Origin of the sequence: Pseudomonas sp. BMS12 (assembly GCF_001592875.1) — a bacterium.
Taxonomy (GTDB): Bacteria; Pseudomonadota; Gammaproteobacteria; order Pseudomonadales; family Pseudomonadaceae; genus Aquipseudomonas.
The window spans coordinates 1-18476 of record NZ_LSOF01000022.1 but is presented as its reverse complement, the minus strand read 5'-3'; the positions used below and the strand labels follow the sequence as shown (position 1 = coordinate 18476).

At 63.2% G+C, this 18476-nt stretch carries 23 protein-coding genes; 9 read left to right on the top strand and 14 right to left on the bottom strand.

Going from position 1 to position 18476, the window contains the following annotated elements:
• Positions 1 to 102: 102 nt before the first annotated feature.
• Positions 103 to 843, bottom strand: coding sequence for a substrate-binding periplasmic protein (locus tag AYB31_RS19065; RefSeq protein ID WP_068830597.1), 741 nt, complete (start codon positions 841 to 843; stop codon positions 103 to 105).
• Positions 844 to 1153: 310 nt separating this feature from the next.
• Here AYB31_RS19065 and AYB31_RS19060 point away from each other — a divergent pair, with 310 nt between their 5' ends.
• Positions 1154 to 1462 carry a putative quinol monooxygenase gene (locus tag AYB31_RS19060; RefSeq protein WP_068830596.1) on the top strand — a complete coding sequence of 103 codons (309 nt, stop codon included), beginning with the start codon at positions 1154 to 1156 and terminating at the stop codon, positions 1460 to 1462.
• Here AYB31_RS19060 and AYB31_RS19055 read toward each other — a convergent pair.
• From AYB31_RS19055 to AYB31_RS19045, 3 genes are all read right to left on the bottom strand, one after another.
• Entirely contained in the window at positions 1438 to 1890 is a 453-nt protein-coding gene (locus tag AYB31_RS19055) for a hypothetical protein (protein ID WP_068830595.1), read from the bottom strand. The genes AYB31_RS19060 and AYB31_RS19055 overlap by 25 nt on opposite strands.
• A complete protein-coding gene (locus AYB31_RS19050; RefSeq protein WP_068830594.1) occupies positions 1890 to 2192 on the bottom strand; it encodes an I78 family peptidase inhibitor in 303 nt (100 codons plus the stop codon). Before AYB31_RS19050 ends, AYB31_RS19055 begins: the two co-directional genes overlap by 1 nt.
• Positions 2193 to 2262: 70 nt before the next feature.
• Positions 2263 to 2862: a short chain dehydrogenase gene (locus AYB31_RS19045; RefSeq protein WP_068830593.1), complete on the bottom strand. Its 600-nt coding sequence runs from the start codon at positions 2860 to 2862 to the stop codon at positions 2263 to 2265.
• A 113-nt stretch (positions 2863 to 2975) separates the two neighbouring features.
• On the opposite strand from AYB31_RS19045, the gene AYB31_RS19040 reads away from it, so the two are divergent.
• The gene (locus AYB31_RS19040) at positions 2976 to 3890 is read left to right on the top strand and encodes a LysR family transcriptional regulator (protein ID WP_068830646.1); all 915 of its coding nucleotides are present in this window, start codon (positions 2976 to 2978) and stop codon (positions 3888 to 3890) included.
• Here AYB31_RS19040 and AYB31_RS19035 read toward each other — a convergent pair.
• Positions 3880 to 4803, bottom strand: a complete 924-nt coding sequence (locus AYB31_RS19035; RefSeq protein WP_068830592.1) for a LysR family transcriptional regulator — start codon at positions 4801 to 4803, stop codon at positions 3880 to 3882. The two genes, AYB31_RS19040 and AYB31_RS19035, sit on opposite strands and share 11 nt — an antisense overlap.
• A gap of 105 nt (positions 4804 to 4908) precedes the next feature.
• Between AYB31_RS19035 and AYB31_RS19030 the strand changes: the two genes are divergently transcribed.
• From AYB31_RS19030 to AYB31_RS19020, 3 genes are read left to right on the top strand one after another with little or no spacing between them, the layout of a single operon-like run.
• The gene (locus tag AYB31_RS19030; RefSeq protein ID WP_068830591.1) at positions 4909 to 5592 is read left to right on the top strand and encodes a type 1 glutamine amidotransferase domain-containing protein; all 684 of its coding nucleotides are present in this window, start codon (positions 4909 to 4911) and stop codon (positions 5590 to 5592) included.
• Positions 5593 to 5595: 3 nt separating this feature from the next.
• Positions 5596 to 6015 (top strand): VOC family protein, encoded by a 420-nt coding sequence (locus tag AYB31_RS19025; RefSeq protein WP_068830590.1) that lies wholly within the window; start codon positions 5596 to 5598, stop codon positions 6013 to 6015.
• Positions 6016 to 6021: 6 nt separating this feature from the next.
• Positions 6022 to 6678 (top strand): cupin domain-containing protein, encoded by a 657-nt coding sequence (locus AYB31_RS19020; protein WP_068830589.1) that lies wholly within the window; start codon positions 6022 to 6024, stop codon positions 6676 to 6678.
• On the opposite strand, the gene AYB31_RS19015 is transcribed toward AYB31_RS19020, so the two are convergent.
• On the bottom strand, positions 6675 to 7904 hold the full coding sequence (locus AYB31_RS19015) for an NADH:flavin oxidoreductase/NADH oxidase family protein (protein WP_068830588.1): 1230 nt from the start codon (positions 7902 to 7904) through the stop codon (positions 6675 to 6677). The genes AYB31_RS19020 and AYB31_RS19015 overlap by 4 nt on opposite strands.
• Positions 7905 to 8007: 103 nt before the next feature.
• Here AYB31_RS19015 and AYB31_RS19010 point away from each other — a divergent pair, with 103 nt between their 5' ends.
• Both AYB31_RS19010 and AYB31_RS19005 read left to right on the top strand, forming a co-directional pair.
• The gene (locus tag AYB31_RS19010) at positions 8008 to 8439 is read left to right on the top strand and encodes a MerR family transcriptional regulator (protein ID WP_068830587.1); all 432 of its coding nucleotides are present in this window, start codon (positions 8008 to 8010) and stop codon (positions 8437 to 8439) included.
• Positions 8440 to 8472: 33 nt separating this feature from the next.
• Positions 8473 to 10833, top strand: a complete 2361-nt coding sequence (locus AYB31_RS19005; RefSeq protein WP_068830586.1) for a DNA polymerase II — start codon at positions 8473 to 8475, stop codon at positions 10831 to 10833.
• Positions 10834 to 10846: 13 nt separating this feature from the next.
• Here AYB31_RS19005 and AYB31_RS19000 read toward each other — a convergent pair whose 3' ends face one another.
• From AYB31_RS19000 to AYB31_RS21550, 7 genes are all read right to left on the bottom strand, one after another.
• On the bottom strand, positions 10847 to 11398 hold the full coding sequence (locus tag AYB31_RS19000; protein ID WP_068830585.1) for a YdeI/OmpD-associated family protein: 552 nt from the start codon (positions 11396 to 11398) through the stop codon (positions 10847 to 10849).
• 34 nt (positions 11399 to 11432) lie between these two features.
• A complete protein-coding gene (locus AYB31_RS18995; protein ID WP_068830584.1) occupies positions 11433 to 11837 on the bottom strand; it encodes a VOC family protein in 405 nt (134 codons plus the stop codon).
• Positions 11838 to 12000: 163 nt separating this feature from the next.
• A complete protein-coding gene (locus AYB31_RS18990) occupies positions 12001 to 12456 on the bottom strand; it encodes a VOC family protein (protein ID WP_068830583.1) in 456 nt (151 codons plus the stop codon).
• 20 nt (positions 12457 to 12476) lie between these two features.
• The gene (locus AYB31_RS18985) at positions 12477 to 13265 is read right to left on the bottom strand and encodes a helix-turn-helix domain-containing protein (RefSeq protein ID WP_082805365.1); all 789 of its coding nucleotides are present in this window, start codon (positions 13263 to 13265) and stop codon (positions 12477 to 12479) included.
• A 98-nt stretch (positions 13266 to 13363) separates the two neighbouring features.
• On the bottom strand, positions 13364 to 13786 hold the full coding sequence (locus tag AYB31_RS21240) for a VOC family protein (RefSeq protein ID WP_082805364.1): 423 nt from the start codon (positions 13784 to 13786) through the stop codon (positions 13364 to 13366).
• Positions 13787 to 13931: 145 nt separating this feature from the next.
• Positions 13932 to 14294 carry a hypothetical protein gene (locus AYB31_RS22080; RefSeq protein ID WP_236715584.1) on the bottom strand — a complete coding sequence of 121 codons (363 nt, stop codon included), beginning with the start codon at positions 14292 to 14294 and terminating at the stop codon, positions 13932 to 13934.
• Positions 14295 to 14881: 587 nt separating this feature from the next.
• Positions 14882 to 15790 carry a hypothetical protein gene (locus AYB31_RS21550; protein WP_153020748.1) on the bottom strand — a complete coding sequence of 303 codons (909 nt, stop codon included), beginning with the start codon at positions 15788 to 15790 and terminating at the stop codon, positions 14882 to 14884.
• A 156-nt stretch (positions 15791 to 15946) separates the two neighbouring features.
• On the opposite strand from AYB31_RS21550, the gene AYB31_RS18970 reads away from it, so the two are divergent.
• The gene (locus tag AYB31_RS18970; protein WP_082805363.1) at positions 15947 to 16309 is read left to right on the top strand and encodes a phage integrase N-terminal SAM-like domain-containing protein; all 363 of its coding nucleotides are present in this window, start codon (positions 15947 to 15949) and stop codon (positions 16307 to 16309) included.
• A gap of 170 nt (positions 16310 to 16479) precedes the next feature.
• Here AYB31_RS18970 and rimO read toward each other — a convergent pair whose 3' ends face one another.
• Entirely contained in the window at positions 16480 to 17802 is a 1323-nt protein-coding gene (rimO, locus tag AYB31_RS18965; RefSeq protein WP_068830580.1) for a 30S ribosomal protein S12 methylthiotransferase RimO, read from the bottom strand.
• A 324-nt stretch (positions 17803 to 18126) separates the two neighbouring features.
• Between rimO and AYB31_RS18960 the strand changes: the two genes are divergently transcribed.
• Positions 18127 to 18476 (top strand): serine hydrolase (locus AYB31_RS18960; protein ID WP_153020747.1); only part of this gene is annotated, 350 nt, incomplete at its 3' end.

Genomic DNA, 18476 nt, shown 5'->3' with positions numbered 1-18476 from the left:
TCCTGAATGCTCCGCAGCATAGCCAGGGGTTGGGGAGAAGTCCTGGCGTTACGAGAATATCGGCAGGATCAGGCAAGTGCTCGGCAGTATCGTGCAGCCGGCTCAGTGGGCGAATTGCGCCTGCAGGCGCTGGTAACGGCCATCGCGGGTCAACTGTGCCAGTGCCTGGCGCCAGCGCTTCACTTCCGCCACCGGGGTGTCCAGGGACAGCGCGATATAGCCGCGATCCTGCCCCAGCGAGACGGCGCTCGGCACGATGTTCGCGGCCGGCACTTCGGCCTCTGCCAGCTTGCGTTGCAGGTCGCTGTCGGCCGAGGCGACCAGTTGCACGCGCCCGGCTGCCAGCATGCGGAAGCAGCCGGCATAGGAGTTGGCGCGCTGGATATGGGTAAAGGAATGGGCAAGCAGCAGGCTGTCGTGGGAGCTGCCGTTGAGCACGCAGACCGGCAGGGTGGCGGCGTCCTCGATAACGTGAATGCCGGTGGGCCGGGCCTTGAGTTCGTAGAGGTAGTCGGTCTCCTGCAGCGTGGGGCCGACCCAATACATCAGATGCTCGCGCTCGTCGGTACGACTGAGGTTGAACAGCACCACATGGGAGCGTGACTGCACCAGTTTCAGGCCGCGCGCCAGGGGCACTTCGAGAATATCTGCGGGTTGCTGCAGTTCGTTCAGCAGCTCATGTACCAGCTCGACGTAGAAGGCGCGCTTGCCGCCATGCGGGTGTCCGCGCAGCGTGCTGCCCTGCATGCTGGCCTGGTTGCCCAGGCTATGGGTATAGACCTGCCAGTCCGCGCCGTGGCAAGGAAGCGTGGCAAACAGCAGGGCCAACAGCAGCTTTCTCAAGGGGAGACTCGGTCAGGTGGATGAGGCGCAGAGTGCAATTTCCTGGCCACTCGTGCAACTAATTGTCATTCAGCTGCAATCGACAGAATCGTGCAAGCCGTCGGCAGCATCCGGCTAACGCTCCCAGGGCCTGCGGGTGCAATCTCTGCGGCATGCGGCGTCACTCCGGGCGCCATTCGTAGAGGAATCATGCATGCCGCAGATTGCAGAAGGCTTATCACCAGTGCCTGTCGCGGCATCGGCGAGGCCAGTGTTTGTTGAGCCATGGCCACCTTCGGGGTGGCATTTCACCTTGCGGGAGGACGAGGGAATGAATCGAGCAATCACCAGCCTGGCCAGTTTCCAGGCCCGCGATGGCGCTGGCGAGGCGCTCGGTCTGCGCCTGTGCGAGTTGCTGTTGCGCGCGCAGCGCGATGCGGCCTGCCTGGGCTGCGAGTTGCAGCGCGACCCGCAGCAGGAAACGCGCTGGCTGCTGCGCGGCCACTGGCACAGTGAAGAGGATCTGCAGGCGCATCTGCAGTTGCCGCACATGCAATTGCTGGGGCGCCTAGTGGAGAACGGTCTGATTCGCCACATGGAGCTGCAGGTGCAGGCCTACTCGCTGGGGTTGGCCTCGTAGCGGTAGTGGCCATCGCTGAGGTCGAGGTGAATGTGGATATTCCAGCGGCTCTGGTCATGGCCTCTTTCCGCCAGCCCCTCTAGCTCCAGGCCGGCCTGGCCGTCGCTGCTGCAGCGCAACTGTTCGAATTGCCACTCGGCATGGTCGTTGTTGATTTCGGCGAAGCCATAGCCGCGCTCCACCTGCCAGCGCTCGCCGGCCCCTGCAGGGCCGATGCGGTCGACGAACAACAGGTCCTGGCCATACAGGGAATAGCGCAACAGGCGCAGATCGCCGCTGGCCGTCTGCAGGCGCCAGGTGCCGCAGTCGAGTATCTGGCGCAGGCTGGCGAATTGCTCGCGCGCTTCCGCATAGGGCACTTCGCGACCCAATGCCAGGCTCTGCCCGGCCAGGCTGGCGAGCAGCAGGCCGCAGAGCGGGGCGCGCATCAGCCGCAGCTCAGGCGCACGATGGTGTCGGCGTCGTCGATATCGATATTCAGGCGTTGCGGGTTGTAGTCCATGGTCACCGGCTGGTTGGGCTGGGTGACCCGCAGGTACTTGGCGCCGGCTTGCACGCGGGCCTCTTCGGCCATTTCGGTGGTGATGCGCTGGTCTACCAGATGCTGCACCGCTTCGGCGTCGCAACGCCCGTCGTTCTGGACGGCGGGCGTTGTCTCTTGCGGGCTGGAGGCGCAGGCGGCCAGCAGGGTGCAGGCGCACAGGGTGGCGAGGGGCAGTAGGCGATTCATGAGTGGGGCTTCCTTGTCTGAAACACGCCCCCACGGTGCCACTGCCTCTGCGCTCAGGCAACCACCGGCTTCACAGTACCCGGTATACCTGGCCGTTCTGCAGGCCCTCGGCGCTCTTGGCGTAGGCCAGGGCCACGGTAGCGGCCGCGACCGGCTTGAAGCCGCGGAAGTAAGGGCCGTAGGCTGGCAGCGACTCCTCGAGGATGGTCGGGCTCACCGCGTTGATGCGCATGCTGCGCGGCAACTCGATGGCGGCGGCACGGGCGAAGGCGTCGATGCCGGCGTTGACCGTGCTCACGGCCGCGCCATAGCGGATCGGGTCCTCGCTGAGAATGCCGGAGGTGAGGGTGAAGGAGGCGCCGTCGTTGGCGAACTCGCGACCGATCAGCACCAGGTTGATCTGGCCCATCAGCTTGTCGTCCAGGCCCACGGCGAACTCCTTCGCACCCAGCTCTTCCAGGGCGCCGAAGTGGGCGTTGCCGGCCGCGCTGATCAGCGCATCGAACGGGCCGACCTGCTCGAACAGGCGGCGGATGGAGGCCGGGTCGGCGATGTCGACCTGAAAGTCGCCGCTGCTGCGGCCGACGCGGACGATGTCGTGACGCTCGCCCAGTTCGCGTTCGATGGCCTGGCCGATGGTGCCGCTGGCGCCGACGAGGATGATTTTCATGAGGTGACTCCCGTTTGCTGTGGTTGATGGGGCCAGTCTAGGGAGACTTCTGTTGCCAATAATCCAGTCAATGTGAAACCTTTGGTTTTCGTATGGAAACAATGAGCGCCGCCATGAGCGATCTCGAAGACCTTGCCGCCTTTGCCCAGTTGATCGAGTTGGGCAGTTTCACCGCCGCTGCCGAGCGTCTGGGCTGTAGCAAGGGGCAGCTGTCCAAGCGCATCAGTGGCCTGGAGCGCCGGCTGGGCAGCGTGCTGCTGCACCGCACCACCCGACGCCTGCATCTGACGGCCGCCGGTGCCGCGTTGCTGCCCGAGGCCCAGGCCTTGCAGGCTCAGGCCCAGCGCGCCCTGCAGGTGGTGCAGGGCCTGCAGGAAGAGGTGGCCGGCAGCGTGCGCCTGACCGTGCCGGTGTCCCTTGGCGAGACCTTCTTCGATGCGCTGCTGCTGGACTTCGCCCGCCAGTACCCCCAGGTGCGCATCGAGCTGGACCTGGCCAACAGCTACCGCGACCTGATTGCCGAAGGCTTCGACCTGGGCATCCGCTCCGGCCAGCAGCTGGACGAGCGTCTGGTGGCCAAGCCGCTATTCGCCCTGCAGGAGATCACCTGCGCCACGCCCGAATACCTGGCCCGTTGCGGTACGCCGCAGGTGCCGGCGCAACTGGCCGCGCACCAGTGCCTGCTCAATACCCACTACAGCGGCTTCGCCGAATGGCTCTACCACCGCCAGCATCAGCTGGAGCGGGTGCAGGTGGCCGGGCAACTGGCCAGCAACCATTACAGCCTGCTGAAGAAGGCGGCCTTGAACGGCGCCGGCATCGCCCGCCTGCCGTCCTACATGGTGCAGGAGGAGCTGCGTGATGGCCGTCTGCGCTGGCTGCTCAGCGACTACCAGACCCGCAGCACCCCGGTGTTCCTCGTCCACCCCTGGCAGGGCAGCCTGCCACGCCGTACCCAGGCGCTAGCCGACTATCTGCTCGGCTGGTTCGAGCGCAGCCGGCAGGTACTCGACGGCCTCAGCGTCTGAGTTCGCTCGCCACCTGCTGGATCTGCTGGCGCAACCAGCGGCGCAGGCGGTCGGCTTCGGTGCGTTCGTGCCAGATCTGCATCACCTCCACCTGAGGCAGGTCGAGCCCGGCCGGCAGCGGTAGCAGGCACAACTGGCTGTCGCGCGCCACGGCTTCCTCGGCCACCGAGCGCAGGCAGGTCAGCAGCATCTGCGAGCCGCGGATCAGCCGGCTCGGGGCGATGAAGCTGGACAGCCCGGCCGCCACTCGGCGCGTTCGGCCCTGCTCCTGCAGGGCCCGATCGACGATGCCGTTGAGGTCGCCGGTCAGGGTGGTCAGCAGGTGTTCGCAGGCGAGAAAGGCGTCCAGGTCGAGGCCGTTTGCCAGGTGTGGGTTATCCCGTGCCGCCAGCACCACGAAGTCCTCGGAGAGCAGGCGCTGCTGGTGAAAGGTATCCGGCAGGTTGTCGTAGAAGCCGGCGATGGCCAGGTCGCAGGTGCCTTTCTCCAGCTCCTCACGCGGCAGCAGTCCACGGGTGTTGTGGGTGATCAGCACGAGGTTCGGCGCCTGTTCGCGCAGGCGCGGCAGCAGGCTGGGGAGCAGGGTCTGCTCCATGTAGTCGGTGGTGTAGAGGTGGATGCGCTCGGCCCGCTGCAGGTAGTCGCGCCCCTCGCACTGGTCGTAGAAGGCCTCCAGCTCACCGACCAGGCGCTGCACTTCGGGAGCCAGCTCGTGGGCGCGCGGCGTGGGTGTCAGGCCGCGTGGCGCGCGCACGAACAGCGGGTCGCCGAAGGCGTGGCGCAGCTTGTTCAGCTTGTGGCTCAGAGCCGGCTGGCTGAGCGCCATGCGCGTGGCGGCCAGGGAGGCGTTGCGCTCCTGGTAGACCACGTGGAAGACCAGCAGCAGGTTGAGGTCCTTGTTGGCGATATTCACTATTTGGATACCAGAAATAGAGCCTTTCGAATTATCGAATCATAACCGGCCGCCTAAGATTCGCCGCATCGTCACTGCAACGGGCCAGGCCCCGAGGAGCTGTTCATGAAGATTCTGCTGGTACTCACTTCCCACGACCAACTCGGCAACACCGGCCACAAGACCGGTTTCTGGCTGGAGGAATTCGCCTCGCCCTATTACGTGTTCAAGGACGCCGGGGCGCAGCTCACCCTGGCCTCGCCCAAGGGCGGCCAGCCGCCGATCGACCCGAAGAGCGATGCCCCGGACGCGCAAACCGACGCCACCCGGCGCTTTGCCGACGATGCCGAGGCGCAGCAGGCACTGGCCAGCACGCTGCCGCTGGCCCAGGTGCGCGCCGAGGACTTCGATGCGCTGTTCTACCCCGGTGGCCACGGCCCGCTCTGGGACCTGGCCGAAGACGCCACCTCCATCGCCCTGATCGAGCGTTTCATCGCCCTTGGCAAGCCGGTCGGCGCCGTGTGCCATGCACCGGGCGTGCTGCGCCACGTCAAGGCCGCGGATGGCACGCCGCTGGTGCGCGGCAAGCGGGTCACCGGCTTCAGTAACAGCGAGGAGGACGCGGTGCAGCTGAGCGATGTGGTGCCCTTCCTGGTCGAGGACATGCTCAAGGGCCATGGCGGGCAGTATGGGCGTGGTGCGGACTGGAGCAGCCATGTCGAGGTCGACGGACTGCTGGTCACCGGGCAGAATCCTGCCTCTTCGGATGCCAGCGCCGAGGCTCTGCTGGCCCTACTCGAGCGGAACTGATCGATGAAATACCTGCACACCATGGTCCGCGTGGCCGACCTCGACGCCTCCCTGCGTTTCTACCGCGATGCCCTCGGCCTGGAAGTGGTCAAGCAGCGCGAGTATCCCCAGGGCCGTTTCACCCTGGTCTACCTCGCCGCACCGGGCGACCACGATGCCCAGGTCGAGCTGACCTACAACTGGGACACCGAGGACTACGGCGGCGCGCGCAACTTCGGCCACCTGGCCTATCTGGTGGACGACATCTACGCCGCCTGCCGGCGCCTGCAGGAGCACGGCGTGACCATCAACCGCCCGCCGCGCGACGGCCACATGGCGTTCGTCCGCTCGCCGGACCTGATCTCCATCGAGCTGCTGCAGAAGGGCGAACCGCTGGCCCCGGCCGAGCCCTGGACCTCCATGCCCAACGTCGGCAGCTGGTAACAGCGCGTGCGCCTGAACGCCGACTTCAGCCAGCCCGTGGTGATCCTCCCAGGCGACGTGCCCTGGGTGCCGTCGCCGCTGGCCGGGGTGGAGCGGCAGATGCTCGACCGCATCGGCGACGAGCTGGCGCGGGCCACCTCCATCGTGCGCTACGCGCCGGGTTCGCAGTTCAGCGCGCACGGCCATCCCGGCGGCGAGGAGTTTCTGGTGTTGGACGGGGTGTTCTCCGACGAGCGCGGCGACTATCCGGCCGGCACCTATGTGCGCAATCCCATCGGCAGCCGCCATACGCCGTTCAGCCGTGAGGGCTGCACCATCTTCGTCAAGCTGATGCAGTTCGCTGCGCAGGATCAGGCGCAGGTGGTGATCGACACGTGTGCCGCCGTCTGGCCGCCGGCGCAGCTATCCGGCCTGCGCGAGCTGGCCTTGCACCAGCACGGCAGCGAGCGTGTGCTGATGCAGCACTGGCAGCCGGGCACTCAGGGTTCGCTCCAGCAATATCCCGGTGGGGCTGAATGGCTGGTGCTGGAGGGCAGTTTGCAGGACGAGCGTGGCGAGTATCCGGCCGGCAGCTGGCTGCGCTGCCCGCCGGGATTCGCGCACACCCCGTTCAGTGCAGAAGGTTGCCGGGTCTGGTTGAAGAGCGGGCATCTGCCCGCTTAGCTGGCTGCCATCAGGCGCTTGTACAGTCGCGTGCGGCGCGCCGTTTTCAGTTGCTCGGAGATAACGGCGCGCAGCGGCGACACGTCCGGTTTGGGCGTGCGGCCCTGGCTCAGGCGGCGCATCTGGAATTTCACCGCCGCCATGTAGGCCAGCGCGGCCAGACCCTTGTTCTTCCAGGTGATTGGCGGCAGCTCGGCGCTCAGCTGCTGCTCGCCAGCCTGCCAGCGCTGCGGCAGGGCCGGTTCGATGGCCAGGGCGGTGGCGATGCCGGCCACGGCCACGCCGCTGTCCAGCACCTGCTCGACCACCGGTAGACGACGGATGCCGCCGGTGACCATCAGCGGCATCTTGGCCACGGCGGCGATTTCCCCGGCGAATTCGAGGAAGTAGGCTTCGCGTGCCAGGGTGCGACCGTCGCGGGCATCGCCCTGCATGGCCGGTGCCTCGTAGCTGCCGCCAGACAGCTCGACCAGGTCGACCGGCAGCGCGTTGAGCATCTCGACCACACGCTTGGCGTCGGCAGCGTCGAAGCCGCCGCGCTGGAAGTCCGCCGAGTTGATCTTCACCGCCACGCAGAAGCCCGGCGAGACGCGGGCGCGCACGGCCTTGACCGTTTCCAGCAGGAAGCGGGCACGGTTTTCCAGCGGGCCGCCCCAGCTGTCCGTACGCTTGTTGGTCAGCGGCGAGAGGAACTGGCTGAGCAGGTAGCCGTGTGCCGCGTGGATCTGCACGCCGGTGAAGCCGGCCTGCTCGGCCAGCTCGGCGGTGCGGGCGAAGCGCTGGATCAGCGCGCCGATCTCTTCGTCGTCCAGCGCCTTGGGCATCGGGAACAGCTTGGACAGGCCGCCCATGTCCAGGGCTACGGCCGAGGGCGCCACGGTCGGCTGGCCGAGGTTGGCCTGCATCTGCCGGCCGGGATGGTTGATCTGCAGCCAGAACTGCGCGCCCTTGGCCCGGCCGATGCGCGCCCACTCGCGAAACTTGTCCAGTTGCGTGTCGTCTTCCAGCACCACGCCGCCGGGGCCGGTCATGGCGCGGCGGTCGATCATCACGTTGCCGCTCAGCAGCAATCCGGCGCCACCCTCCGCCCATGCGCGGTACAGGCGCAGCAATTCGGTCGAGGGGCCCTGGCTGGCATCGGCCAGGTTTTCCTCCATCGAGGCCTTGCCGATGCGGTTGGGAAGGGTGGCGCCGTTGGGCAGTTGCAGGGGCTGGAAGGGTGACATGAGGCGGTTCTCCCGGTAGAAGGTGGGATAAGCCTAATGTTGAAGTCAACTTTAAGGTCAATAGGGTTTCATTAGATATTTCCGCTTTGTGGGAGGAGTGAGCATGAAAATCGGTGAACTGGCCAAGCGCTCCGGCCTGGCGGCCTCGCGCATCCGCTTCTACGAGGCCAGCGGCCTGATCAGCGCGCAGCGCCAGGCCAACGGCTATCGCGAGTACACGGAGCAGACCCTGCAGACCCTGGGCATCATCATCTGCTCGCAGCAGGCTGGCTTCAGCTTGGACGAGATCCGCAGCCTGCTGCCGGACCCCAAGGCGCAGAGCTGGCGCCACGACGAGCTGCTGGACAGCCTCAAGCGCAAGGTCGCCGACATAGACGCCATGCAGCAACGCCTGGCGCAGAGCAAGGCGCACCTGCTGGCCATCATCGAGGGCGTGGAGAGCAAGCCCGAGGGCATGGCCTGTAGCGCCAATGCCGAACGGGTACTGGCGTCGTTGCAGGATGAACCGGCTGCCGCACTGTTGCGTAGTCGCTAGAATCGCCGGCTGTTTTCGGCTCTGGATGCTGCGGTGAATCTACAACGGGGTTTCGTCCTGACCCGCCACTGGCGCGACACGCCGGCGGGCACCGAGGTCGAATTCTGGCTGGCCACGGATAGCGGCCCGCAACGCGTGCGCTTGCCGCTGCAGCCATCGGTCGCCTTCATTCCCGAGGTACAGCGCGAGCGCGCCGAAGCCCTGCTGCACGGCGAGCGTGGGGTGGAGCTACGCCCGCTGGGGCTGCGCGACTTTCGCCGGCGCCCGGTGCTGGGCCTGTACTGCCGCTCGCACCGCCAGTTGATCAAGCTGGACAAGCACCTGCGGCGCAACGGCGTGGACGTCTACGAGGCCGATATCCGTCCACCCGAGCGCTACCTGATGGAGCGCTTCATCACCGCGCCGGTGAAGTTCACCGGCACGGCGGATGCTGATGGCGTACTCCTCGATGCCCAGCTCAAACCCGACCCCGACTACCGCCCACGGCTGCGCCTGGCTTCCCTCGATATCGAGACCAGCGAGCGCGGCGAACTCTATTCCATCGCCCTGGAGGGTTGTGGCCAGCGCCAGGTGTATATGCTCGGCACGCCGCCGCAGGCGCCCGCCGAAGTGGATTTCGATCTGCATTACTGCGCCACTCGCGCCGAGTTGCTGCACTGCCTCAACGCCTGGCTGGCCGAGCACGATCCGGACGCCATCATCGGCTGGAACCTGGTGCAGTTCGACCTGCGCGTGCTGCACGAACATGCCCGCCAGCTGCAGGTGCCGCTGCGCCTGGGCCGCGATGGCGAGCCGATGGAGTGGCGCGAGCACGCCAGCCAGAAGCACTTCTTCGCCGCTGCCGCCGGGCGCCTGATCATCGACGGCATCGAAGCGCTGCGCTCGGCCACCTGGAGCTTCCCCTCGTTCAGCCTGGAGAGCGTGGCGCAGAGCCTGCTCGGCGAAGGCAAGGCCATCGACACGCCGTACCAGCGCATGGACGAGATCAACCGCATGTTCGCCGAGGATCAGCCCGCCCTGGCGCGCTACAACCTCAAGGACTGCGAGCTGGTCACGCGCATTTTCGCGCACACCCGGCTGATCGACTTCCTGCTGGAGCGCGCCGCCACCACCGGCCTGCCGGCCGACCGCAGCGGCGGTTCGGTCGCGGCCTTCACCCACCTGTACCTGCCGCCCATGCATCGCATGGGCTATGTCGCGCCCAATCTGGGCGAGAAGATGCCCCAGGCCAGCCCCGGCGGCTTTGTCATGAGCTCGCGCCCGGGCCTGTATGAGTCGGTGCTGGTGCTGGACTACAAGAGCCTCTATCCGTCGATCATCCGCACCTTCCTGATCGACCCGGTGGGCCTGATCGAAGGGCTGGCGCAGCCGGACGACGAGCACTCGGTGGAAGGCTTTCGCGAGGCGCGCTTCTCGCGCAGCCAGCACTGCCTGCCGGCCATCGTCGAGCGCGTGTGGCAGGGCCGCGAGGCGGCCAAGCGCGAGGGCAACGCGGCGCTGTCGCAGGCGCTGAAGATCATCATGAACGCCTTCTACGGCGTGCTCGGCTCCAGCGGCTGCCGCTTCTTCGACACGCGCCTGGCCTCATCCATCACCCTGCGCGGCCACGCCATCATGCGCCGCACCCGCGAGCTGATCGAGGCCGAGGGCTACCAGGTGATCTACGGCGACACCGACTCCACCTTCGTCTGGCTCAACAGCGCGCATGGCGAGGAAGAGGCGGCACGTATCGGCCGCACGCTGGTGCAGCAGGTCAACCACTGGTGGCGCGAACACCTGCAGACCGAATACGGCCTGACCAGCGCCCTGGAACTGCAGTACGAAACCCACTACAGCCGCTTCCTGATGCCGACCATCCGCGGCGCGGAGGAGGGCAGCAAGAAGCGCTACGCCGGCCTGGTGCAGCGCGCCGATGGCAGGCGCGACATGGTTTTCAAGGGCCTGGAAACCGTGCGTACCGACTGGTCGCCGCTGGCGCAACGCTTCCAGCAGGAACTCTACGAACGCATCTTCAATCGCCAGCCCCACCAGGACTACGTGCGCGACTACGTGCGTCGCACCCTGGCCGGTGAACTGGACGAGCTGCTGGTGTACCGCAAGCGCCTGCGCCGCCAGCTCGGCGACTACGAACGCAACGTACCGCCGCACGTGCGCGCTGCGCGCCTGGCTGACGAGCACAACCAGCGCCTGGGTCGCCCTCGCCAGTACCAGAACGGCGGCTGGATCAGCTACCTCATCACCACCGCCGGCCCGGAACCGCTGGAAACCCGCAGCGCCCGTATCGACTACGAGCACTACCTGACCCGCCAGCTGCAGCCGATTGCAGACGCGATCCTGCCGTTCGTGGGCGATGACTTCGCCGCGCTGGTGGATCGGCAGCTGGGGTTGTTCTAGCGCCTGGCGCGGCTCAGTCGGCCGCCTCCGGCGCGCGCAAGGCCTTGCTGTAGAAACCGGACGGATCAAAGCAGCACACCCGCTTCTTGCCCGACGCCAGCATGTCGCAGGCATCGCCGACCCTTTTGCTGCGGGTCTTGGCTTGCTTGGCCGACTCGATCCAGTGAATCCAGTCCAGTCGCGCGATGGTGGTGGTCGCCTCCCAGGTGGCGCGCGCTGCAGGCGCCGCCTGCAACGCCTCGCGCAGGTCGGCAGGTACCTCGGGTTCAGGCTCCGTCGGTACGGGGGCAATTTCCAGCACCACCCTGGTACCGGCTTGTGCGCCTGCGGCCGCGCAGAGCGCCTCGCCCAAGGGCAGCCAATGGCTGAGCTGGCCGTCTGGCTCAAGAGTCGCCTGGAACGGCTGACCGTTAAGCAGGCCCTCCACCGAGGTGCGGCCGCGCCTGGGCAGGGTATCGCTCACCTCCCTGGGCAGAACGACAAAGTACCAGGCCTCGCCATCGCCCGTCCTGGCGGGGCGGCGCAGTGTGGCGCTGAAGGTGGAGCGGGGTGGTTGAGCTGACATGGCCTTTCCATCATCCATGGGTGGGGCGACGCGTTCATGGTGCCGCAGCATAGCCCTGTGGGCTGAACTCGACCAGGCAGAAACCGTGGCCGAACGGATCACTCAGCTGCGCGTGCCGCCCCCAGTCGCACGACTGAATCTGCGTCTCCAGCACGGCGCCAGCCGCGACAGCGCGCTGCACCGCCGCGGCGATGTCCGGCACGGTGAAATCCAGGTGCACCGGTGTCCAGTGGCGGTTGTACTGGCGAACCTGGGTTATGCCGTGGGCGCCCGCCGTGCCGGCAGGTTTGGCCAGAAGGTGGAGGCTGCAGCCGGCACCGACCAGTTCCGCCACCGAACCCGCGAACAGCCGGCGTTGGCACACGAGGTCGAACGCTGAGGTGTAGAAGTGGATGGCGCGCTCCAGATCGTCCACGTCGATATTCACGAGCAATTGCATGGCTGGGTTTCCTGCGCTGCTGTGCTGGCAACAGGTTAGACCGGTAGCACGGCTGCTGGTCGTGGCGTCAGCCGTCGACTGGGCGATGCTTGATGCCGGCGCCGAACAACAGCATGGCCCACTGCGCGGCAGCGGGCGTCCGTTGTGGCCGCACAGTGCCGAGTCAGAGCTTGCCGTCGGGTGCGTCAGCCACTGCGCCCAAGGCCCCCTCACTGTATTGGGAGGCATATTCCTGCGAGGGCGGGATCACCTTGATCACGTCGATAAGCACACCGTTCGGATCGGAGGTGATGAAGTGCCGCTGGCCGAAGTCCTCTGAGCGGAGCGGCACATGCATCGGCAACCCCGCTTGCAGTAGGCGTTCGTACTCGGCGTCCACGTCGTCTACCTCGAGGTTGATGATCAGCCCGCCATTCAACGTGTTGCGAAAGGCGTCGGGTACGGTCGGGTGATCGGGCTGCAACAGCGCCAGCTCGAAGGCTGGCTGCTGCAGCGCCTGCAGGCTCACATACCAGTCGGAATCGAACACCACCTGGAAGGGGAAGTGCGTGGTCCAGAACGCTTTGGACGCGCTTACGTTCTTGGTCATCAGGACCGGATAGAGGCTATTGATCTTCATCGGCAATCTCCGCTGTTGCGCTAGAGGAAGCCGGCATTGTTCCGGGTAGGAAGATCCTGAGCTTGTAAGAATGCGCCATGTTGGCGAGCCTTCGAGGGCGGCTGGCCGTGGAAACGCACGAACTCGTGGGTGAAGTGGCTCTGGTCCGCATATCCCAGGGCAGCGGCGATGCTGGTCAGCGACAGTGCGGGATTGGCCAGCAGCGCCGAGGCACGCTGAAAGCGGACGATCTCGGTAAACAGCTTGGGCGGTAGGCCAACGGCCTCGACAAAGGCGCGCTCGAACTGCCGCCGGCTCTTGCAGAAGATGCTCGCCAGATCGCAGACAGGTGATGCGCTAGGGGCAGTTTCGATATGCCGCAGCACATCATCGATCCGCGAGTGACGGGGAGGCCGCCGCTGGAGATGCTGCAGCAATGCGGCATCCACGCGAGTGAACAACGAATCGTCAAACAGAAACTCGACGAGTACAGACGCGCTCAGCGAGAAGACGCCCTCGACAGAGCACACCGTGTTGGTCAGTTCGGCAGCTTTGGCATCCACAAAGTGGCGACTTTGTCCGGGCCTGAAACGAATACCGAAATAGTGGTGGCCCACGTCGAGTTGTACGTCGACCCTTCTCGTTGTCGTCCCAAACGCCTCCGTCCTGAAGGCGGCGGCACCAACCGCGAAAACGACATCTACCGAACCATCTGGTGTGATCGAGTAGCGCTCATCCCTGTTATCCCGACTTAACCAGTACTGACTGATGTACGGCAGCAAGGGCGCTGCAGGCAGGGAAGCAAGAACGGGTGGATGGGAGAGGTACATGTGGCGAGGTCGGCGGTCTGGTGGTCAAGCCAAGGGGCAGGCAAAAGCATAGCTTTTACCTGTTCTGCGAACGGAGGGAGCGACAGTTGAGCCACTTGTTAGACGCTGTTTACGAGGACATTAGCTGCGCCTTCAGGTGCGTGACAAGCAATGCAAATTTTGTTGCCATCAGGATCTCTGAAGTATGCGCCGTAATAATTTTCATGATACTCAGGGCGCAAGCCTGGCTTACCCTCGCAAATACCTCCGTTGATTAGCGCTGTTTTATGGGCGGCATCAACTATTGCACGGCTTTTTGCTTGAAAAGCCACCATGCTGCCGTTGCCACAACTATGCGGTTGTTCATTGTATGGTTTTCCTATGAGGAAGAGGGGTTGAGTGCCGCCAGCGCTATGCCAGCCGGCCCAAGGCCTATTTCGATCACAGAAGCGAGTTTCTAGACCCAGGCAAGACATTAAAGAGTTATAGAAAATTAAAGCACGCTCAAAGTCACTGACACCTAAAAATACATGCGAATACATGAGGGCTCCCTGTGGTGGCTGTGTAGCGCCTAACGTTTGGCTAAGGGGCGGCCGCTTGCGGACGTCCCGAGTGAGCGAAGCGAACGACTTGAGCCAGTTGTTAGGTTGCCAAGCCGTACACTAGATCCGATGCCAACACCGATTATCAAAAAGGATCAACCGATTCGTCACCAATCCATCCCCAGTAACTCAGTGCCATTTCCATTGTGGCTGCTTCACCGGCAGGTACACCGCGCCCCTTCAAGCGCATTACCTCATCATCAATCCACTGGATTAGTTTCTTTCTGCCGTATGGGCATGGCCCATATGTGTCCTCTAAGGAGTTAGCTACTTTCTGACGCCAGTCACTAATTTCAGGAATATCGTCTTCATCTTTGTTCAAGCATTCCTGACAAATGACCTCTTCCTCCGCTTCATCTTCATCCTCTACTTCTGATAGATCCGAGAGGTAGGCTCCGCATTCGTCGCAGTATATTCCCCATGTTCCATCCGGCATTTTTTCCAGCATAGGTATGCTCCATCATGTTTTGCGGCCTATGGATGATGTCTTTTTAAGGCCATAACTCACCTAGCGTTTGGTTAAGGGGCGGGCTTTAGCCCGTCCCAGTGAGCGCAGCGATCGATTTGAACCATTTGTTAGGCCTAGCCCGGACTATCGCTGTTTCTCTTTTGCGCTGGCGAAAGAAACGCAATTTTAAGATCGATTTGGTATTTTTGAACTAGCTCTATTAGTCGATGTGGTACGTAGAAGTTTGCCCAGTTTCGTAATGATTGAATGCTAATTATAAGACAGGTTTCCGAGTGAGCATTCGTTAGATTCTTGGTGATCCACACTAAGGTTTTTTCAATTTCGTTTATCTCACATGGTATGGAGCGATAGGATGTTAAGGTGTCAGGCCTAACACCGCTCCTTACATTTGGAAAGTACTCTCGTATAAGGCTTTTTGCCTTTTCCTCTATTCCATCCACGACGATGAAGTAGGAAATACAGTCTTCGTCGGCGCTTGTCATATTATTTGCCTAACGTTTGGTTAAGGGGCCGGCTTTAGCCGGTCCCGAGTGAGCGAAGCGAACGGCTTGAACCACTTGTTAGACTTACTTATTAAGGACGCTTGAAAATAAGGTGAAAAAAGCACCGTTGTTAGCTGCGTAGTTTTGGTCGATGGATTGTGGCGTTGCGATGAATCCGCTAGCCTCCCATAGAGTGGTAAGAAAGTAATAAATTATTAAGAAGCTAAACCAACAGTGGGAATATGTTTTGATTCTAGCTTTGCTGCTTGTGAAGGGCGAAATCGAACTTGCGTGGGCTCGATCATTTCGGAATCCATATCCGAGGCCGCTAAGTAGGAAAAATACAATATCGTTTTGAGTCAGCGAGTGCTGGCCAAGTGGATATGAAAGTGATTGCCCGGACATTGCTTTTCTAATTAATGAAGCTCCGTCGCGTCTATCTTGAGGGTTTGCGTAATTGTACCCAGACAATTTATCCAAGAGAGCCTGGAGGGGGAGGGATGTAATCGGGCCGTTCCCGTTCGTATAAAGCATTCGCTTCGCGAACGATGTCGTTGGATTTGTGTAAGGACCAGATGCAATGATTTTCTTAAGGAGAAACCTTGCGGTCTGCAAGGGAATATTTTCAGCTAGTTGGTTAAAATTGGCAGACGCTTGCGGATAATTCGCCAGTACGCTGCAGATTGTTGGTGTTGCGAATGAGCGCAGAGAGTCTGTGATATTTAGATTTGGAGCTGCTGCTTTTGTTAGATGTTCGAATGCTTTCCAGATCCAGTCAAAGGCATGATCGGGGCGCATGGGGAGACTATCTAGAGAATCCAGGGTGTAAGAGAGAGATATGTGTCCAGTAGCACTTAGGCTGTTGTTCAATGCAATCGGAATAAAAAAATTGCCGCTTACTGATTTCAAGTGCTCTTCAAACTGCTGCTCAGCAGCAAAGCGCTGAGCATTTGGCCAGGTGTTGTAAAAGTTAATTCTTTCAATCTGAGACATAAGTATCCAAGTGAGTCTAACTATAAGTAGACGACACAAGTGGCGTAATTCATTACGCCACTTGTGTCGCATAACGTTCCTTGTCGTCCGGCAAGTCCTTGTCTAGCCTGCAAATCGCATCAGGAGATGCGACAACAGTCAGGGAGCAATAGCGACATGGATGACAAGCCCAAGCTGCTCGATCGGGGGCGCGAGCAAATTCGTCTTCGACACTATTCGATTCGTACCGAAACTGTCTATCTGGAGTGGGTGAAGCGCTTTATCCGTTTCCACAAGTATCGCCATCCGCAGGAGATGGGGGCCGCGGAAGTTGAGGCTTTCCTGAGTCATTTGGCGGTGCGGCGGGATGTTGCGGCATCGACGCAGAGTCAGGCGCTTTCGGCGATTCTGTTTCTCTACAAGCAGGTGTTGCAGATCGAACTGCCGTGGATGGACGGGGTGATTAGGGCGCGCCTTCCGCAGCGTTTACTGGTGGTGCTGACACGGGACTACTCCCACAGGGTGCCGGGTAGGGGCTAAGACCGGCGGTGGGGATTAGTTGGGGTGGTGTTCCCAGGGCATTGCTGTCGCGGCCAAGGCCCCTCCTACGGAGAGCGCGCGTGATTCTCCCGAAGAACGCGTGGTGTTCACGTTTGGCTGCAGCATGAAAAAGCCCCGCAAGTGCGGGGCTTCTTTATATAAGACGGCGGTTAGACCAGTTCGGCCCAGAGGTCGTACTCGTCGGCGTCGACGATGCGCACGCGCACCTTGTCGCCGGGCTGTACGGCGGTGGAGTCGATGAACACGCTGCCGTCGATTTCCGGGGCGTCGGCCCAGGAGCGGGCGACGGCGCCTTCGTGGTCGACTTCATCGACCAGCACTTCGATCTCGGTGCCGACCTTGCGCTGCAGGCGCGCGGCGCTGATGGCTTGCTGGTGGGCCATGAAGCGGTCCCAGCGATCCTGTTTCACGTCGTCCGGCACCGGCTCCAGGCCGAGGTCGTTGGCCGGGGCGCCGTCCACCGGGCTGTATTGGAAGCAGCCGACGCGGTCGAGCTGGGCCTCGGTCAGCCAGTCGAGCAGGTACTGGAAGTCTTCCTCGGTCTCGCCGGGGAAGCCGACGATGAAGGTGGAGCGGATGGTCAGCTCCGGGCAGATCTCGCGCCAGGACTTGATACGGGCCAGGGTCTTATCCTCGAAGGCGGGGCGCTTCATGGCCTTGAGCACTTTCGGGCTGGCGTGCTGGAAGGGGATGTCCAGGTAGGGCAGCAGCTTGCCGGCGGCCATCAGCGGGATCACGTCGTCCACGTTCGGGTAGGGGTAGACGTAGTGCAGGCGCACCCACACGCCCATGCTGGAGAGGGCTTCGCACAGTTCCTTCATGCGTGTCTTGACCGGCTGGCCTTCCCAGAAGTCGGTCTTGTACTTGAGGTCGACACCGTAGGCGCTGGTGTCCTGGCTGATCACCAGCAGTTCTTTTACGCCGGCCTTGACCAGGCGCTGGGCCTCGGAGAGCACGTCACCGACCGGGCGGCTGACCAGCTTGCCGCGCATGGACGGGATGATGCAGAAGGCGCAGCTGTGGTTGCAGCCCTCGGAAATCTTCAGGTACGCGTAGTGGCGCGGGGTGAGCTTGATGCCCTGCGGCGGTACCAGGTCGACATAGGGGTTGTGGTCGGCCTTGGGCGGGATCACCTCGTGCACGGCGTTGACCACCTGTTCGTACTGCTGCGGGCCGGTGACGGCCAGCACACTCGGGTGCACGTCGCGGATGGCGTTCTCGGAGACGCCCATGCAGCCGGTGACGATCACCTTGCCGTTCTCGGCGATGGCTTCGCCGATGGTGTCCAGCGACTCGGCCTTGGCGCTGTCGATGAAGCCGCAGGTGTTGACCACCACCACGTCGGCGTCCTCATAGGTGGGCACGATTTCGTAGCCCTCCATGCGCAGCTGGGTGAGGATGCGTTCGGAGTCGACGGTGGCCTTGGGGCAACCCAGGGAGACGAACCCGACTTTCGGTGTGGCGGTGGACATGGCGGCTAACCTCGAAGGGCGCTCACGAGGCGCCTCTGATCAAAAAGTGCGCAATTCTAGCGGCGCTTGCGGGGCTTTTCCAGCGGTAGATGTTGATGTGTACGACGCGCCCCGTGGGAGCGGCTTTAGCCGCGAAAAGCCCTTGGGACGGGCCTATTCCTGCGAGGTGCCGCCCAACCGTTCCCCCTCAAGCAGAGTTGCACTGACGGCACCAGGCATTGCCTTTGCCGGCGGCGCAGCGGATTGGCCGAGCCGCTGCCGGGTTGTTCTGCGGGGTAATGAAAGCCTAGGCTGCGTGCTTTGGTCTGCCAGTCGGTTTTTCCCATGTCCTTCTTTCTTTCCGTCGATGGTGTCCAGGCCGCAGCCGAGCACGCCGAGGAAATGGTGCCCTGGTGGAGCTTCACCAAGACCGTGCTGGCGGCCACCGCGCTGACGCTGGTGCGCGATGGCTTGGTTCGCCTCGACGATGAGGTGGCGGAGGGGCCCTTTACCCTGCGGCAGTTGCTGCGCCACCAGGCCGGGCTGGCGGACTACGCCGAACTGGCCGAGTACCACGCCGCCGTGGCCGCCGGCGCGGCGCCCTGGCCGGCCGACGAGATGCTGCGGCGCCTCGACGCCACCCGGCTGCGCTACCCGCCGGGCGAAGGCTGGTGCTATTCCAATGTGGGCTATCT

Bases quoted from the DNA above. Each gene is read 5' to 3' on its own strand.
- AYB31_RS21550 (WP_153020748.1), bottom strand. From the start codon at position 15,790: ATGTCTCAGATTGAAAGAATTAACTTTTACAACACCTGGCCAAATGCT.
- AYB31_RS19045 (WP_068830593.1), bottom strand. From the start codon at position 2,862: ATGAAAATCATCCTCGTCGGCGCCAGCGGCACCATCGGCCAGGCCATC.
- AYB31_RS18970 (WP_082805363.1), top strand. From the start codon at position 15,947: ATGGATGACAAGCCCAAGCTGCTCGATCGGGGGCGCGAGCAAATTCGT.
- AYB31_RS21240 (WP_082805364.1), bottom strand. From the start codon at position 13,786: ATGTATTCGCATGTATTTTTAGGTGTCAGTGACTTTGAGCGTGCTTTA.
- AYB31_RS19060 (WP_068830596.1), top strand. From the start codon at position 1,154: ATGAATCGAGCAATCACCAGCCTGGCCAGTTTCCAGGCCCGCGATGGC.
- AYB31_RS18995 (WP_068830584.1), bottom strand. From the start codon at position 11,837: ATGCAATTGCTCGTGAATATCGACGTGGACGATCTGGAGCGCGCCATC.
- AYB31_RS19040 (WP_068830646.1), top strand. From the start codon at position 2,976: ATGAGCGATCTCGAAGACCTTGCCGCCTTTGCCCAGTTGATCGAGTTG.
- AYB31_RS22080 (WP_236715584.1), bottom strand. From the start codon at position 14,294: ATGCTGGAAAAAATGCCGGATGGAACATGGGGAATATACTGCGACGAA.
- AYB31_RS19015 (WP_068830588.1), bottom strand. From the start codon at position 7,904: ATGTCACCCTTCCAGCCCCTGCAACTGCCCAACGGCGCCACCCTTCCC.
- AYB31_RS19010 (WP_068830587.1), top strand. From the start codon at position 8,008: ATGAAAATCGGTGAACTGGCCAAGCGCTCCGGCCTGGCGGCCTCGCGC.
- AYB31_RS18990 (WP_068830583.1), bottom strand. From the start codon at position 12,456: ATGAAGATCAATAGCCTCTATCCGGTCCTGATGACCAAGAACGTAAGC.
- AYB31_RS19000 (WP_068830585.1), bottom strand. From the start codon at position 11,398: ATGTCAGCTCAACCACCCCGCTCCACCTTCAGCGCCACACTGCGCCGC.
- rimO (WP_068830580.1), bottom strand. From the start codon at position 17,802: ATGTCCACCGCCACACCGAAAGTCGGGTTCGTCTCCCTGGGTTGCCCC.
- AYB31_RS19025 (WP_068830590.1), top strand. From the start codon at position 5,596: ATGAAATACCTGCACACCATGGTCCGCGTGGCCGACCTCGACGCCTCC.
- AYB31_RS19055 (WP_068830595.1), bottom strand. From the start codon at position 1,890: ATGCGCGCCCCGCTCTGCGGCCTGCTGCTCGCCAGCCTGGCCGGGCAG.
- AYB31_RS18985 (WP_082805365.1), bottom strand. From the start codon at position 13,265: ATGTACCTCTCCCATCCACCCGTTCTTGCTTCCCTGCCTGCAGCGCCC.
- AYB31_RS19050 (WP_068830594.1), bottom strand. From the start codon at position 2,192: ATGAATCGCCTACTGCCCCTCGCCACCCTGTGCGCCTGCACCCTGCTG.
- AYB31_RS19030 (WP_068830591.1), top strand. From the start codon at position 4,909: ATGAAGATTCTGCTGGTACTCACTTCCCACGACCAACTCGGCAACACC.